At 49.3% G+C, this 15,981-nt stretch carries 12 protein-coding genes and 3 pseudogenes; 2 read left to right on the top strand and 13 right to left on the bottom strand.

The window, feature by feature from the left end:
• Positions 1–300: 300 nt before the first annotated feature.
• On the bottom strand, positions 301–1,407 hold the full coding sequence (locus tag JOD24_RS08755) for an LCP family protein (protein ID WP_380163068.1): 1,107 nt from the start codon (positions 1,405–1,407) through the stop codon (positions 301–303).
• A 764-nt stretch (positions 1,408–2,171) separates the two neighbouring features.
• Here JOD24_RS08755 and JOD24_RS08750 point away from each other — a divergent pair.
• The gene (locus JOD24_RS08750; protein WP_380163067.1) at positions 2,172–2,507 is read left to right on the top strand and encodes a hypothetical protein; all 336 of its coding nucleotides are present in this window, start codon (positions 2,172–2,174) and stop codon (positions 2,505–2,507) included.
• 154 nt (positions 2,508–2,661) lie between these two features.
• A pseudogene (locus tag JOD24_RS08745) lies at positions 2,662–2,946 on the top strand (YusW family protein); the annotation flags it as partial.
• A 91-nt stretch (positions 2,947–3,037) separates the two neighbouring features.
• On the opposite strand, the gene JOD24_RS08740 reads toward JOD24_RS08745, so the two are convergent.
• The 12 genes and pseudogenes from JOD24_RS08740 to ilvB form a co-directional block, all read right to left on the bottom strand.
• Positions 3,038–3,817, bottom strand: a complete 780-nt coding sequence (locus JOD24_RS08740; protein WP_380163066.1) for an ABC transporter ATP-binding protein — start codon at positions 3,815–3,817, stop codon at positions 3,038–3,040.
• 348 nt (positions 3,818–4,165) lie between these two features.
• Positions 4,166–4,477 (bottom strand): hypothetical protein, encoded by a 312-nt coding sequence (locus tag JOD24_RS08735; RefSeq protein WP_380163065.1) that lies wholly within the window; start codon positions 4,475–4,477, stop codon positions 4,166–4,168.
• Between the two features lie 19 nt (positions 4,478–4,496).
• On the bottom strand, positions 4,497–5,144 hold the full coding sequence (locus JOD24_RS08730; RefSeq protein ID WP_380163064.1) for a GAP family protein: 648 nt from the start codon (positions 5,142–5,144) through the stop codon (positions 4,497–4,499).
• Complete coding sequence (locus JOD24_RS08725) at positions 5,144–5,899, bottom strand: MerR family transcriptional regulator (RefSeq protein WP_380163063.1); 756 nt, start codon at positions 5,897–5,899, stop codon at positions 5,144–5,146. Before JOD24_RS08725 ends, JOD24_RS08730 begins: the two co-directional genes overlap by 1 nt.
• A 458-nt stretch (positions 5,900–6,357) precedes the next feature.
• Positions 6,358–6,606: pseudogene (locus tag JOD24_RS08720) on the bottom strand (cob(I)yrinic acid a,c-diamide adenosyltransferase); the annotation flags it as partial.
• A 388-nt stretch (positions 6,607–6,994) separates the two neighbouring features.
• A pseudogene (locus JOD24_RS08715) lies at positions 6,995–7,312 on the bottom strand (cob(I)yrinic acid a,c-diamide adenosyltransferase); the annotation flags it as partial.
• Between the two features lie 335 nt (positions 7,313–7,647).
• On the bottom strand, positions 7,648–9,000 hold the full coding sequence (gene mgtE, locus JOD24_RS08710) for a magnesium transporter (protein ID WP_380163061.1): 1,353 nt from the start codon (positions 8,998–9,000) through the stop codon (positions 7,648–7,650).
• A 459-nt stretch (positions 9,001–9,459) separates the two neighbouring features.
• Positions 9,460–10,578, bottom strand: coding sequence for a 3-isopropylmalate dehydrogenase (leuB, locus tag JOD24_RS08705; protein ID WP_380163060.1), 1,119 nt, complete (start codon positions 10,576–10,578; stop codon positions 9,460–9,462).
• A 27-nt stretch (positions 10,579–10,605) separates the two neighbouring features.
• Entirely contained in the window at positions 10,606–12,159 is a 1,554-nt protein-coding gene (locus tag JOD24_RS08700) for a 2-isopropylmalate synthase (RefSeq protein ID WP_429246754.1), read from the bottom strand.
• Positions 12,160–12,189: 30 nt separating this feature from the next.
• On the bottom strand, positions 12,190–13,197 hold the full coding sequence (ilvC, locus tag JOD24_RS08695) for a ketol-acid reductoisomerase (protein ID WP_380163058.1): 1,008 nt from the start codon (positions 13,195–13,197) through the stop codon (positions 12,190–12,192).
• 130 nt (positions 13,198–13,327) lie between these two features.
• Positions 13,328–13,837, bottom strand: coding sequence for an acetolactate synthase small subunit (gene ilvN, locus JOD24_RS08690; protein ID WP_380163057.1), 510 nt, complete (start codon positions 13,835–13,837; stop codon positions 13,328–13,330).
• Entirely contained in the window at positions 13,834–15,555 is a 1,722-nt protein-coding gene (gene ilvB / locus JOD24_RS08685; protein WP_380163099.1) for a biosynthetic-type acetolactate synthase large subunit, read from the bottom strand. The genes ilvN and ilvB overlap by 4 nt, the downstream gene beginning before the upstream one ends.
• Positions 15,556–15,981 lie beyond the last annotated feature (426 nt).

Raw genomic sequence — 15,981 nt, 5'->3', positions numbered from 1 at the left:
GCTACCTTTATTCCAGGGCTTCAGCCCATCGAGATTGTAGTGCCTGTGGCGCATCCTTAACTTCAAATTGTAGTGCCCATGGCGCAAAGGTCGCTATGGCAGCACACGACTCCCTTCCGCCGCCCATTTTCTGGTTAATCAACAGCCCTGATTTTCCATATTTATAAGATCAAGGATCTCCTTCTCACTGGTCCATCTAGACACTGGTTCAGTGTAATGATTCTTCACCTTGCTTGGAGAATCGGATAAAAAAAAAGCCATCATCCCGAGACGATGGCTTGATTTCTAGATTGTGATTCGTTATTGACCGGCTTCCTTTGTCACTTCGGAAGTTTCATCCGATGTCCCCAGTGGATCGCCGTTGTTTTCACTTCCTTGATGCTTCTCTTCATCTGCGGGACTAATCCCCTCAAACTTCTGTCCATCCAGGGTTTCCAATGGGAGATCCAGATGTTTGCGGAAGATATGACTGAGACGCAACCGTTCTTCATCGTTGACATAGTGAAACCAGATTCCCCGCGAGTTCTCTTCGTTGGAGTCATAGCCCCGATCTTTCAAAGTCTCCATATTCTCTTTAGGAATGCTTCGGTAGGTGGCCTGTAGTTTATATATTTCAGATACCTTCAGGTTGTGACCCAAGTTATTGCCCAAAGCTTCCATAATCTCATTGATTTTAGTTACAGAGTTGAGGCTGGCGGCCTGACCGGCCAAATTTTGCATCACTTCTCGCTGACGTGCCGTCCGTCCAGCGTCTCCCTGAGGATCGGACTTGCGCATGCGGACGTAGGCTAGTGCCTCATGCCCATCCAGGTGAGCTGGCCCCTTTTCAAAGGTATACCATTTATAGAAGAGACGCATATTGAAATTAAAAGGGACATCCACATCCACACCGCCCAAGGCATCTACCACTTCGATAAATCCATGGAAATCGATTTTCACAAAATAGTCCACGGGTATATTGAGGTAATTCTCGACGGTTTCCACTACGTTGGTCTCCAGGTCCACATTAGCCAACCGGGCGTAATAAGGGGCTGCGTTGATTTTGGTCTTCACCCCGTTGGAATGGGCAATCTCTGTATAGGTGTCCCGAGGAATGCTATAAAGCTTGGCCGACTTTTTCTTGGGATGGATCGAGACCAGCATCAGACTGTCAGTTCGCCAATCACCCTTCTTCCCATCCGCCCCCATCAAAAGGACAGTGAAAGGCTGATCCATCGTAACCTCCTGACTCCGTTTGGCAGGCTTTTTCCGTTCCAGCGGATCGAAAGCGTGATCCATCGCTCCCCACACCTGGAAAAAGAAATAGCTGGAGCTGATCAGTGCAACTGAAAAACAGCTCATCAAAATCCAAACCCAACGCCTTTTCTTCTTTTGCTTTCGCACCCTATCAAGTCGTGAGTCGTTCACAGGCACCCCCACCTCCCTTGCTTGGATCCTCTTCTGGATTCAGACAATTGGAAGAAGGGCTTTCATGCCTCCTTCCTTTTATCTTTATAGCCAGTTTTAACTGAAAATTTTATATGACACACGTTTTCACTCTATATTCCCATTATCCATAGAAGACATACGACTTACAATACTGTTCTTCAGAAATAGCCTGTCCGCCTGAGAGAGATCATCGAAAATTTGCAGTTCGTATAGATCTTAAGAAGTATTCACGCTTACAAAGGAAGTGGATTGTGGACTTCAGACTGCTTCATTTTACTGTTTGAACTTACCATGGAAAAATAACTGATTCAAGGGTTTGTTTTCCACCCTTCAACAGAAGCTGCCCCTGGTGATATAATGGAGATGAAACCACATCGGACGGATGGAGGGGACTCTGTTGAATCCCATGCGTTGGAGTCTCTTTTTGTACATGGCTTTGATCGTGGGATTGATCTACAGTTATATCAGCGGCTAACGCTCTCCTTAACGCCTTTCCTTCACAGGAATAGGCGTATTTTTGTGGTTCAAGGTCTTCCTTCCGGCTCTGCAATAGCATCTAAACCCCTCTGGGGAGCCGCCCGCAATGAAGAGCAGGAGAGAGATTTTGGAGGAAGGAAAAACCAAGGGAGAGTTTTCATGCCAAAATGATATTGATAATTTAAATTATATATTATATCGCGAATAATTGTATCAATATAGATCGCTTTCCGATATGATAACTATACAAAAGGAGGGTGATCAGATTGCCAAAGAACCATGGACGTCTCCCCCACTTTCTCGGTTGGAATGCTTTGGAGGCCCTGAACTACGAATACTGGAACATGGACCTGGTGGACCAGGTGGAAGAGGAACTGCAGCAAGCTGTTCATCTGCTCACCTCCCTGGAGCGAGTCCCTGATTACTCTTGGGAAGATCTCCGTTTTTATCAATCCTTGCTGGAGATGACCCGCCACGCCCGCAAAGAGAACACACTCTCCCCACTGCCTCTGGTGCAAGAAGATCTGGAACAGTACTTTAAGGAAAAGTCGGTTTCCCACCGGGAGATCCGCAATGGGGTGGGAGGGATGGAAGCAGGTTAATCAGTATAATAAGGAAGAGATTCATTTTCCCCCTGCCTGATGCGTGAGATGGGCGGGTTTTTTTAGGTGGTACCGAATTTTTAACCTCATCGATTATCTTGATATAAAAATTCCACGAATTTAGCCGTCCCACCATCCCATCCCCTCAAGCGATATGAATAGCAACGATAGCAATACAGACATGTCTGAAAAAATGAGTCACCTGGATTATACTGATATCGAATTGGAAATAGGCTATAGCAAGAATCAAGAATATGAGACAGAAATTGAACGGGAGCACAACTCTGCGTTCATTGATGCAAAAATAGAGGATTCAGTGAATAATGTTTATGAAAAGACTGAAAAGGCCTTCAAAAAAATTACTCAAGACACGAAAAAAGACCATGCAATTAGTCAGGTCTTAAAAGCGTTTGACCTTCCAGATGATTACACCCAATTGGAAGTCGAATTACCTTTAAAGATAATACGATACTTGAATTTGAGGACAGAAAGTAGCAAAAAGGTCTTCCTTGTTGAAGACCTTTTTGCTTTTAAATTCGCAACATCCACGCCCGGTCGTTACTCCAGTCAATTTGGACAGGCAAATCAAAAAAACGTGATAAATGCTCGCCGGTTAACATTTCCTCCCTTTTCCCTTTCGCATAGACTGTTCCCTGCTTTAATAATAGGGTGTGCGTGAAAACAGGTAATATTTCTTCTGTATGATGGGTTACAAACAGGATTGTTGGTGCTTTCTCCTGTACAGTTAATCGACTGACGGAAGACATTAGCTCCTCACGGGAAATAAAATCAAGACCGTTTGTTGGCTCATCCAAAATAAGTAAATCCGGCGTTCCCATTAGTCCGCGTGCGATAAGGAGCTTTTGTTTTTCTCCCTGTGAGCACGTTTGATAGGTTCTCCCTCGCAAATGGCTGCAGTTCAGTTGCTCCATAAGCAGATATGCCTTGCGAAAATCTGCTTTAGCAGGTTTTTCGTATAATCCGATGGAAGCAAATTTTCCGCTAACGATTATATCTTCGACGGTTTCTGACCCCTTTATTCTTTCTTGAAGGGAGGAACTGACCCAGCCAATCGATTTTCGTAATTCCCGAATATCCGTTTTTCCAAACTGTTCCGCTAATACACTAACCTTTCCCGTCGTCGGCCAAATGTAACCGTTAATCATATTTAATAATGTCGTTTTTCCAGAACCATTCAATCCAAGAATTGCCCAGTGTTCCCCTCTTAAGACCTCCCAACTGATATCCGATAAAATCGTTTCCCCTTGCCTTTTCCATGAAACATGCTGCATATCTACTATTTTGTCCAATGCTATCTATCCTTCCCCAGCAACAATTTCTTCTAATGATCTAATACCAGGGCGGTTGATTAACCATAAAGTGGGTGGAGGAAACAAAATTGACCCTTTCGCTCTTCCTATTGCCACCATCGTAAAATATGGCTAATCAACACGCGTGATCTGATGCAATTAATTTCTTTTATACTACATGGATCTGTATTATTACAAGGTATTAGGAAGACAACTATTGGATTGATTATTTTCTGTAGTCTAAATTTCCCCAATATAATTATGCTGTCAATCATTTGCTGGAGCCCTTTCATAATCGTTCTCTCCTTTCTTAATGAACTTTATCAGGTGACCGTGCTTCTTTCCTGTTCATCGATAATCCTTTGGAATGTTCACATGAAGCTTTTTATTGAAGTTGATTTTTGGGCCAATATGAAACTTACTTTTCTTTACATGGATGGATATTTTTTTACCTTGCTTCATCTCGATAATCGGTTTTTGATGGGATGCCTCCAATTTGGATTGATCCGTGCCTTTTATGTGAACGTTGGTACTGCCATGGTCGATATAAATCGCTTCGGTATGTTTAAGATCAGCCGTTTCGACTTTGCTTCCGCCGCCCGCTGTGCATCCGGAAAATAACAAAACGGACAGAAACAAAAAGATGTATATCTTTTTCACGTTGACAAGCCTCCCTTTTTCACGCATTGATTAATAAAATCAAGCCTGCGATGGTCATCATCCATGAAAGCGTGGACCCCGAATTTTTTTCAATGGAGAGTCTAATTTTTTCCAATGGTCCCTGGAGCCGCCCTTTAAACAAGAAGTGCCCTGACATCAAAATCAACGCTGGAAGGACCATGATCACATTATAGCCTGCCAGCATGGGGAGCCACTCCAGCGGGTGCAAGTGAGCGGCCGTCATGATGCCAACGGCTGCAAAATAGGGCAATGCCGTGCCCACTTCAACCAAACCGGTGGTCAATCCGAGCGCCACCATCGCAAAGCTGCTTTTACTCTTTGGTTTGCGCACTTTGGGAGCGGACTGTTTTGTTGGGATAAAAAAACTGCCGATCAATAGGCCCAATCCGAGAATGGTCATGATCCGGCTCAATAAAGCATTATTTCCAAGGCCGGAAAAAGCATCCGTTACCGTATCCAGCCCCAACATCAGAAAAACACCGACCATAAAATAAAAACTGGCAACAGTGGTCAAATAGACAAGCAGCCTGCCCGCAACCTTGTCTCTCTCCGAAAGCAGCATGTATACGGTAACGCCCAAAGTGGTCGGGCTGAGTGTATCCAGCAATGCCAATGCTCCTACAGATAGCAATAAGGCTATACTCATCAGGAATCACCTTTCCCCTTCATTTTGCTCAAATAAATATTTGACGCTGCTTCCAGAAAATCCAGCACTTCTGGTTCAATCGGGTAAAACCCGGCCTTTTGCGACGCTTCCGGAGATTTTCTGACCGCCCAGAGTTTTTCAAGAAATTCATCATGTTCCCAAAACAATTCCTCCTGCTTTTCAAACATGCGCCTGATGATTTTTTGGATCTGCGGTGCCTCCGGGCCCTTATCCATATGATTCTTTAATTGGCCAAGCAAAGAAACCCATTCCAACGTATCAGGATCCGCTCGATTGACATTAGGAAGCCGCTTCAAAAGCTCCATTTCCGTTTCGTCAAACATCTGCTTCCTGTATATTTCTTTGCTATGGGGATCCTTTGTATATAGTTGAATCAAGTGCTGAACTTTCAACAGATCAACTTCGCCATCGATGGCCATTTCGTTTAATAACCCCTGCAAGGTTAATTCAATTTGTTCCAGCTTTTGCTTTTCATTGGATACATACGCCAATTGATCTTGCAAACATTTATTCCAATCCCTTTCATTGGAGAGCATCTCTTTGATTTCGCTCAGACTGAAGCCCAGTGATTTTAAAAATTGAATCTCCTGCAGCTTGATCAGTTCTTTTTCACCATAAAGCCTGTGCCCTCCTTCCGTCTTGTCCGCCGGAAGCAGCAACCCGATTTGATCATAATAGTGCAGCGTCCGGACCGTTACCCCGGTCCGTTTTTTGACCTCTTTAATGGAAAGCACTCTATACCCCCCCTCGTTACTGATTTCAGTATACAAGATGACGTAACGTCACTTTCAATAGACAAATCATCATTTAAATAAAAGAACCTTTTCTGGAAAAAACAAACGGATACATGAAATCAAAACGCCCTTACTTCCCTACATCCTGAGGCTATAATGGAATTGTCGCTGCAAGCCTGTTTCGGTTGATGCGGTTTATTAATGATGAATCGAAATTGTTTTCTGGGAAAGGAAGGATAACCGGACAGTCGTATATCGGATCGGAGTCTTATTTTCTTACTCATTGTTTTGATGGCGGGCTGTGCCGGATCCCAAAAATACGGCTGCCGTTGAAAGTAAAGAAGCTCATCCAGAGGATGAGCAAGAAGTGAAAAATGAAAGGGTGAAATACCCAAAATAAAGGGCCGTACAGCGTCGATCACTTTGTACCGACCTTGCCTATTTTAACCGTCCAAATTTTAAAATTCCAATCCCTTCACAGCTTGTACGCCAGTATCATAATAATGTTTCTCCGGTTCAATGACGGATATCAGATCCGCTAATGCTTTTATTTCCGGCTTGGCATTCCGGCCTGTAATGACAAGATGAACATGGGGTGGTTTATTTTTGATTACATCTATTACTTCCGGAAGCGGCAAAACATCATCAATCGGAAATCTGTCAATCGCCAATGCATTATTGAGTTCATCTAAAATAACCACATCCAGGCGTGTTGATTAGCCATATTTTGGGTGGGGAGATCATGTTCACCCACGCGACCGTTGCCATCCGGCAAGGAAGTGAAATCTGGCCGCTCCAAATCTTCCGATCGGGCAGGGGCAAAGCCTTACGGAAGCAACACAGGGAAGATGTTGCCCCTAAACGCCCTCCCTCCAGATTCTCCACTGGGTAGGATGGCAACCTTCATCTAGAGCTTCAGCTCCTTTGGATTGTAGTGCCTATGGTGCTACCTTTATTCCAGGGCTTCAGCCCATCGAGATTGTAGTGCCTGTGGCGCATCCTTAACTTCAAATTGTAGTGCCCATGGCGCAAAGGTCGCTTTGGCAGCACACGACTCCCTTCCGCTGCCCATTTTCTGGTTAATCAACAGCCCTGAACCACATCATATTCCCCGCTCAATACCGCCTGCTTTGCCTTGGGCCAGCCTTCCTTCAACGCTTCCCGATGTTCTTCCGGTGTTTTCGTCCATGTGAAGCCAACGCCAAGCTGCGTCATTTCCACGCCCAATTTTTTGAAAGCAAGTTGTTCCCCGTATGTCCGCTGCGGTGATTTAATGAACTGAAAAATTCTTACTTTCATTCCTCTTCCTGTACTTCGGAGCCCAAGCCCCAATGCGGCTGTTGTCTTTCCTTTGCCTTCTCCGGTATAGACGAGAGTCAACCCTTTTCCGTTTTTTCGATTTGCTTTTTCCATGCCGATCCTCCTTTATAATCCAAACAATATTGTACAAACCTCTGTGGCATGTTCGTATTTGCTGCAAAATGAAGATGAATAAATCCGGCTGCAACGTTTGGCAAGTAGAATCCTTCTTCTTTTTCTCCCCTGAGCCCTTGCACGTGATATACGTGTGAAAAAGAAGCGCTTTTTGTCACCGAAAAATAGTGATATTCATGTCCTTTCGCCGTTTCTCCCTTGCCAAGAATGATCGTTTCCTCTGCGCTTTTTATAGACATGTAACTAATTAAACAGGGGCTTTTTATCTAGAGGTACCTCAACTTTTATTATAACCAAGATAGAGTTGATCCTCTTTAGGAGAGATGCAGGATCAATCGGGCTATGGTGAAATAGATGAACAATCCGGTTCCATCCACGAGAGTCGTAATTAAAGGTCCTGAGACGACCGCCGGATCCACCTTCAGCCGATGGAGAATCAGCGGCAGGACTGCCGCCACCATCGAGGCCCAGATCACGATGAAAAAGCCAGAGAGCGCCACGACAAGGCCCAGCTGAAATTCCACACCCAACATCAGGGCCCGCAGATACGCCACTCCCCCGAGAGACAATCCGAGTAACAGCCCTGCGAACAGCTCTCTTTGCAGTACCCGAATCAGATCATTAAATTCTACTTCTCCCACTGCTAATGCTCTCACCAGAGTGCTAACTGTTTGGGAGCCCGTGTTTCCCCCGGTCCCGATCAGCAAGGGGATAAAAAAAGCCAAAGCGATCACCTCCGACAGCGTCTCCTCATAATGGCGTAGCACTGTACCCGTGTAAGCTTCGGCGATAAATAAGAGCAGCAGCCAACCGATCCGCTTTCGGAACAGACTCCAAACGGTGGTTTTAAAATAAGGTTCACTCAGCGGCTGACTTCCCCCCAGCTTTTGCATATCTTCCGTGGCCTCTTCCCGGATGACATCCATCAGGTCATCCACCGTGACCATCCCGATCATTCGATGGTGTCTGTCTACCACAGGCAACGCGACAAAATCATAACGTGAGAGGATTTTCGCTGCTTCTTCCGAGGGAGTGTCCGCCCAGACGAAAATCACATCCCCGGCGATTAGTTCCCACAATCGGGTTCCCGGATCGGCCAGGATGATCTCCTTCAATGAGACGACTTGGACCAATTCCCCCCGTTTATTGACTACATAAACATAGGAGATGATTTCCGCTTCTCCACCCACTTTGCGGATATGTTGTAATGCCTCCTCCACAGTCCATCCTTCCCGCGCTGAGATATAGTCCACTGTAGCCAGACTTCCGGCTGTATCTTCGGGAAAGGTCATTAACGTATCAATCTTCTCCCGGTAGTCTCTAGGAAGAAGATCCAACAGACGGGCGGATTGCAAAGGATGAATCGCCAACAGCATATCGACTACCGCATCACTGGGAATCTGTCTCAATAACCGGGCTGTGATCCCTTCATCCAGATGGTGCAGAATCCGATATTGCTGCTCCGGATCCAGGTATTCCAGAGTTTCTGCCACCAGCGATTCTGGTATTTTAGACACCAACTGCAACTGCTGCCCGTGCTCCAGTCGGTTCAGTATTTCCGATAGATCGTAGGGCTGCAGAGAGCCAGCCCATTCCTGAATCAGCACCTCCTTCCCTTCCCCCTGTAAAAGTTCCAAGATCTCTCGATGTAATGAATCCGTCTGCATGATGTTTCTCCTCCGCCACTGGAATTCGGGTTTGAAGAGGCCGGTGAGTCGATTCACCTTTTTATTATGGGTCAGAACTGTGAGAATTACTTCCCTTTGTAAAGGAACCCAGCTGAGATCAGAAAACCCCCGCGGAAAATTTCTCTCCGCAGGGGTTGCAACTTGAACCTATTTTTCAGTCAGGCAAGGGCAGACGAGAAACCACTAAAGTGTCTAGAAACGTTGTGATTACCATCGATCTTGGCGGGGGAAGGATGGGTTTTTGCCTTCATTCCGTTGTTCGGCGAGCCCAAGTACTCTATATGAAACCTCCACTCTCCCTATGAAAGATTTTTCACCACGCTTCTGGCGCCCCTTCAACTGGTTTTTCAGCAAGCGGGGGGCTGACAGTGGGACGGCTCCGATCTTTTGCAAAGAACGCAAGGGTGAGTACCATCCTCACTCTATTACAAGAGTTCGTCACATCGTGGCTTCCACCGATGTCTTGGATTCCCGTGGGTATTTTCTCAATTCCTCTACGACCTCATCCCCGAACTGATCCGTGGAAAGAGCCAGATCTCCCACTGCAACCACGTCCATGGTCCGGCCCCCCCTGTTCAAGACTTGGGTAACGGAAGTTTCGATCGCCTGAGCCGCCTCTTCGTCATCGAAGGAATGGCGAAACATCATCGCCACGGAAAGAATGGTGGCCACAGGATTGGCAACCCCTTCTCCGGCAATGTCAGGAGCAGAACCGTGTACCGGTTCATACAGCCCGCGATTTCCTTCTCCCAGACTGGCGGAAGGTAACATCCCGATCGATCCGGTCAAGATGGCCGCTTCATCACTCAAAATATCACCAAACATATTTTCAGTCACAATCACGTCAAAGGAGGCGGGTTGGCGGATCATCTGCATGGCACAGTTATCTACCAGCATATGTTCCAACTCCACGTCGGGATATTCCTTAGCCACCCGCTCCGCCACCTTTCGCCACAGTCGGGAGCTCTCCAGCACATTGGCTTTATCGACAGAAGTGACTCGGTTACGGCGGCCCTGGGCCAGCTCAAAAGCTCTCCGCAGGATTCGCTCCACTTCATCTTCCCGGTAAACCAATGTATCGGTGGCTTGCAATCCCTGGGACGTCTCCTCGGTAAATTTGTCTCCGAAGTATATCCCTCCGGTCAACTCCCGCACCACCAACAGGTCCACCCCTTCCAGAACTTCCGCCCGGAGTGAGGAGCTGTTTTCCAATCCGGGGAACTGCTTGGCGGGACGTAGATTGGCGAAGAGTTCCAGCTTTTTGCGCAAGGAGAGGAGCGCCTTCTCCGGTCGCAGTTCCGGTGGATTTGAGTCCCAGCGAGGCCCACCTACAGATCCCAACAAGACCGCATCCGCATCTTGGCAGACGCGAAGCGTCTCTGGGGGCAAGGGTTGTTTCATACGGTCGATCGCACAGCCACCGATCCAGCCGAAGTTGAGATGGAATTGGTATCCAAACTGCTCCCCGGCCTGTTTTAACACCTTGACCCCTTCTTCCACGATCTCCGGACCGACTCCGTCCCCGGGCAGAACGGCTATCTTTCGTTTCTTTTCCATCCTTGTCACCTCTCCTTTTATCCCAGGTCAGGACCCGGAGAATACCGAGACCGCCTTCCCTTCCCCTGCAGTCGACCGGCTCACCCATCGGTTGACTGCGTGGATATAGGCGCGGGCGCTAGCTTCCAGTATATCGGTGCTGACCCCGCGTCCCTGAACCGCGTAATCCCCTTGCCGAAGCTTGACAAAAACCTCGCCCAGGGCATCCTTCCCGTCGGTGACAGAAGTGATCTTATAATCTTCCAGATGCATCACTTCTCCCGTCACCCGGTCGATCGCTTTAAAAATCGCATCGATTGAACCGTTGCCACAGGCCGCCTCTTGCAATGCCTGTGGGTGGCGGTGGTCACAGATTCGCACGGATGCTGTGGGAACAGACCGATTGCCATAAGAAATCTGAACGGTTTCCAGAGTGAAGATCTCTTCTTCTCCCCCCCACTTCTCTTCCACCAGGGAAATCAGGTCTTCCTCTTCCACCCGTTTCTTGCGATCGGCCAACTCTTTAAAGCGGCTGAACAGGAAATCGATTTTCTCCTCCGAAAGACGATAACCCATCTCCTGCAATTTATCCTGGAAAGCGTGACGTCCCGAGTGTTTGCCCAACACCAGCTGAGTCGAGTCCACCCCCACCGTCTCCGGTCGCAAGATCTCATAGGTGGAACTGTTTTTCAGCATCCCATCCTGATGGATCCCCGACTCATGGGCAAAGGCGTTGGCACCCACTACTGCTTTGTTTCCCGGAACTGGCATCCCGGTCAGTTTGCTCACCAGGCGACTCGTTTTTCCGATCTCCTTCAGATGAAGCCCGGTTGCTACTTGATAGTGATCCTCCCGAGTAGCCAAGGCCACCGCCACTTCTTCCAAAGCAGTGTTACCTGCCCGTTCGCCGATCCCGTTGATCGCTCCCTCCACCTGTTCCGCTCCGGCCTCAATCGCCGCCAAGGTGTTGGCCACTGCCATCCCCAGGTCATCATGGCAATGGGCAGAGAGTTTCACCTTTTCGATCCCGCGGACATGCTCCTTCATATACCGGAAGATCTCCCCATATTCTGCAGGAGTGAGATAACCCACCGTATCGGGAATGTTAATCACATCCGCACCAGCAGGAATTACTCGCTCCGCTACTTGGCAGAGAAATTCCTTCTCGGTTCGCCCCCCATCTTCCATGGAAAACTCCACATGAGAGAAGTATTTTCCAGCCATCTGGACGGCCTTCTCCGCCTTCTCCAGCACCTGCTCCCGGGTCATATTCAGCTTGTATTTGCGGTGGATGGGTGAAGTGGCGAGAAAGATATGAATTCCTGGGTTTTCCGCCCCCTGCAGGGCTTCCCGGGCCTTTTCAATATCTCCCGGTACCGCCCGAGCGAGGGAGACTACCGTCGCCCCTTTGACAGCTTGCGACACCTGGCGAACCGCTTCCAGATCTCCCGGAGAGGCCGCGGCAAAACCGGCTTCCAGCACATGGATCCCCAACCGTTCCAGTTGAAGGGCAATCGCCACCTTCTCTTCTGCATTCAGATTTACACCTGGGGACTGCTCCCCATCCCGCAACGTCGTGTCAAAAAACTGGACCCTTCGCATTGCCGCAACCTCCCTTTTCTCGATAATCCTTCAGGGCTTTACTGCTTCCTTTTCATTCAGCCAAGAAAAAGTCTTCCGCAGTTTCTCACCTACCTGTTCCATCGGGTGGTCCTTCTCCGCTTTGGCGATGCGGTTGAACTCCGTCCTTCCCTCTTTATTTTCCTGAATCCACTTGTTGGCAAAGGTACCGTCCTGAATTTCCTGCAAGACCTCTTTCATCGCCTCCCGGGAAGGCTCACCAACGACCCGCTTACCACTTACGTAATCCCCGTACTCCGCAGTGTCGCTGATGGAATAACGCATTCCCGCCAGCCCCCCTTCGTACATCAGATCCACGATCAGTTTCAGTTCATGGAGACATTCAAAGTAGGCGATCTCCGGCTGATATCCCGCCTCGGTTAGAGTTTCAAATCCGTTTTTCACCAACTCGCTGACTCCGCCGCAGAGAACGGCTTGCTCCCCGAAGAGATCCGTCTCTGTCTCCTCTTTGAAACTGGTCTCAATCACGCCGGCTCGGGTGGCTCCGATTCCATCAGCATAAGCGAGTCCCAATGCTTGAGCCTTCCCTGAAGCGTCCTGGTGAACAGCAATCAGAGCCGGCACTCCGAAACCTTCCACATACACCCGGCGCACAAGATGACCTGGCCCTTTGGGGGCGATCAAAACCACGTCCACATCTTTCGGTGGGTCGATCTGAGCGAAATGGATGTTGAATCCGTGAGAGAAGAACAAGGCCGATCCCGGTTTTAGATGGGGGGCTACCTGATTCTTATAAACTTGGGCCTGCACTTCATCAGGCATCAAGAGTTGAACCACATCCGCCTGTTTCACCGCTTCATCCACAGGCAAAACTTCAAAACCATCCTGTTCCGCTTGTTCCCAGGAGCGGCCCTTGCGCAGGCCGATCACCACATGAATCCCGCTATCCCGCAGGTTTTGGGCCTGAGCGTGTCCTTGGCTACCGTATCCTACCACTGCAACTGTTTTTTCCTTCAGATATCCGAGGTCTGCATCGTTACCATAAAACACTTTTGCCATGATTCATCCTCCTCAAAAAATAGGGATTGTTGACGACAGAAGCCGCCGATCTCTTTCGTCATTTTTAGCGGGATCGTACTGAAGGATCAGGGTGTAAACTTTCCTTCTTCCTTTCATTCACACCAGGGAGTTAACCTCCGGCGGTAAGGGCCATACTTGCCTTGTTTGCCCCGCGGGGAAGTGCTGTCACCCCGGTTCGAGCCACCTCTTTGATTCCGTAGGGGTGCAAAAGCTCTAACAGAGCATCCAGTTTGGATCGTTCCCCCGTCGCCTGTATAATCAAACTGTGCGATCCCACATCGACGATGGAAGCGCGGAAGGGTTCGATGATTCCACTCAGTTCCATCCGCGTCCCTGGGCCGGAACCCACCTTGACCAGCAACAATTCCCGCTCCACTGCCGATTGATCGTGAAGATCCTGAACTTTGATCACGTCCACCAACTTGTGAAGCTGTTTCTGTACTTGTTCCATGGTCTGTTCGTCTCCTCGGGTAGCAATTACCATCCGGGATAGACCCGGTTCTTCCGACTCCCCGACACTGATACTTTCGATGTTGAAATTGCGCCGCCCGAGAAGTCCGGCAACCCGAGCCAACACCCGAGGTTGATCATTGACTAGCACAGACAGGATATGTCTCATGACTCCTCCTCCCCCATGATCATTTCATCTAGTCCGGTTCCGGGGGCTACCATCGGATACACATTCTCCTCGGGATGGATGCGAAAATCGACGACAGCGGGTCCGGGATCGGACAACGCCTGCTTCCATGCCTGGACGGCTTCCTCCTGGGTCTCTGCCCGCCAAGCTTTCACATGGTAGGCTTCCGCCAGTTTGACAAAATCGGGACTGTCAGCTAGATCCACTTCGCTATATCGTTTTTTGTAGAAAACCTCCTGCCATTGCCGAACCATTCCTAAACAATGGTTGTTAAGTATCGCCACTTTGACCGGGATGTTCCCCTGGGCGATGACTGCCAACTCCTGAGAAGTCATCTGAAATCCCCCGTCTCCGGTGACACTGATCACCGTGGCTTCCGGATGGGCCAGTTGGGCCCCGATCGCAGAGGGGAACCCGAATCCCATCGTCCCCAGTCCTCCTGAGGTGATAAAGGAACGGGGCTTAGCGAAGGGAAAATACTGGGCTACCCACATCTGGTGTTGACCCACATCGGTGGTGACGATCGCGTTCCCTTGCGTGCTTTCATGGAGGTGGCGAATCACCCACTGGGGTTTCAACACCTGATCAGAATCCTGGAATCGGTACGGATATTCTCGGTACCAACCCTGCACTTGCTTCACCCAATCTTCCGACTGGGAACGAGGAAGTCCATCTCGGACGGCGGTGAGGGATTTTTTCACATCTCCCACAATCGGGATATAGGTATCCACGTTTTTCCCAATCTCTGCCGGATCGATATCGATATGAGCGATCTTGGCGCCGGTGGCAAATTTGTCGAGGCGCCCCATGGTCACCCGGTCATCAAAACGGGCCCCGATCCCGATCAACAGATCACATTCCAAAAGAGCATGATTGGCGGCGTAGGTGCCATGCATTCCCGGCATTCCCAGCCACAGCGGATGTTGACTGGGGAACCCCCCTAACCCCATCAGAGTTGTCGTCACGGGAACCTGGGCGGTCTCAGCGATGGCGATCAACTCTTGCTCCCCTCCAGAGGTGACCACCCCACCTCCCGCCAAGATCAAGGGCTTTTTCGCCTCAGCCAGTGCTTGGTGCAGTCGGGTGATCTGCAGGGGGTGGGGATCCGTCTTGGGCTGATAGCCTCGGATCCGCACTCCCTCAGGATAGTGATAACCGGTCTTTGCATTGCATACATCCTTGGGGATATCAATCAGGACCGGGCCGGGTCGTCCCGTGGACGCGATGTGGAAAGCCTCCTTCACCACCCGGGGCAAATCTCGGACATCGGTGACCAGGTAGCTGTGTTTGGTGATCGGCATGGTGATCCCGGTGATATCTGCTTCCTGGAAAGCATCGGTTCCGATCAGGTCCTGGCTCACATTGCCGGTGATACAGACCAAGGGGATGGAATCCATCTGGGCATTGGCAATGCCAGTCACCAGATTGGTCGCTCCAGGACCTGAGGTAGCGATCACGACTCCCGTTTTTCCTGTCGCCCTCGCATATCCCTCAGCGGCATGGATCGCTCCCTGTTCGTGACGGGCCAACAGATGCTTTACAGCTCCGTGGTAGAGGGAATCGTAAATGGGTAACACCGACCCACCTGGATAGCCAAAAATCACTTCCACTCCCTCTTCGATCAAACATCGGAGTAGAATTTCGGAACCGGAGTATTCCTGCTGCGACTGTGTCAATTCTTCACCTTTCTCTGCTGGCATCGCCAACCGTTGGGCCATGTTACTTCCGCAACCTCCTTCATAGAAAAAATAAAACCTTTCGCCTATCAACCCGTGCAGACACAAATTTCGTGACTACGACCTTGGTTGATTGGGGCGAAAGGTTTCGCGGTACCACCCAATGGTTGCCCCCGCCTCGCGGCGGATGGCCTTGGTGAGTGTCCCGGTGCAAAACCGGGTTCACTCCATCGGATAACGGCGATGACCGGATACGTTCTACTCAGGAGATCTCCCCTTTCGACGCACGGCTCCAAGGTGAGATCGCCAACCCTCCCGCGATTCCGGTCTCAGCTTTCCGGAATTCTCTGTGACACGGGAACGGGGGCGAATGCCTCTTCATAGCCTTTGTCCTAAGATATTACTTTTTTCTGAAATAAATCACTTCGGATATAAACAAAACCTCCGGAC

The sequence above is a fragment of the Kroppenstedtia sanguinis genome (assembly GCF_050433445.1).
Taxonomy (GTDB): Bacteria; Bacillota; Bacilli; order Thermoactinomycetales; family DSM-45169; genus Kroppenstedtia; species Kroppenstedtia sanguinis.
Note: the sequence above shows the minus strand (reverse complement) of the source record. Positions and strands in the feature narration are given on the sequence as shown.

Excerpts from the sequence above, each read along its gene's own strand:
- ilvB (WP_380163099.1), bottom strand. The coding sequence starts at position 15,555 with ATGCCAGCAGAGAAAGGTGAAGAATTGACACAGTCGCAGCAGGAATAC.
- JOD24_RS08700 (WP_429246754.1), bottom strand. The coding sequence starts at position 12,159 with ATGCGAAGGGTCCAGTTTTTTGACACGACGTTGCGGGATGGGGAGCAG.
- mgtE (WP_380163061.1), bottom strand. The coding sequence starts at position 9,000 with ATGCAGACGGATTCATTACATCGAGAGATCTTGGAACTTTTACAGGGG.
- ilvC (WP_380163058.1), bottom strand. The coding sequence starts at position 13,197 with ATGGCAAAAGTGTTTTATGGTAACGATGCAGACCTCGGATATCTGAAG.
- ilvN (WP_380163057.1), bottom strand. The coding sequence starts at position 13,837 with ATGAGACATATCCTGTCTGTGCTAGTCAATGATCAACCTCGGGTGTTG.
- JOD24_RS08730 (WP_380163064.1), bottom strand. The coding sequence starts at position 5,144 with ATGAGTATAGCCTTATTGCTATCTGTAGGAGCATTGGCATTGCTGGAT.
- leuB (WP_380163060.1), bottom strand. The coding sequence starts at position 10,578 with ATGGAAAAGAAACGAAAGATAGCCGTTCTGCCCGGGGACGGAGTCGGT.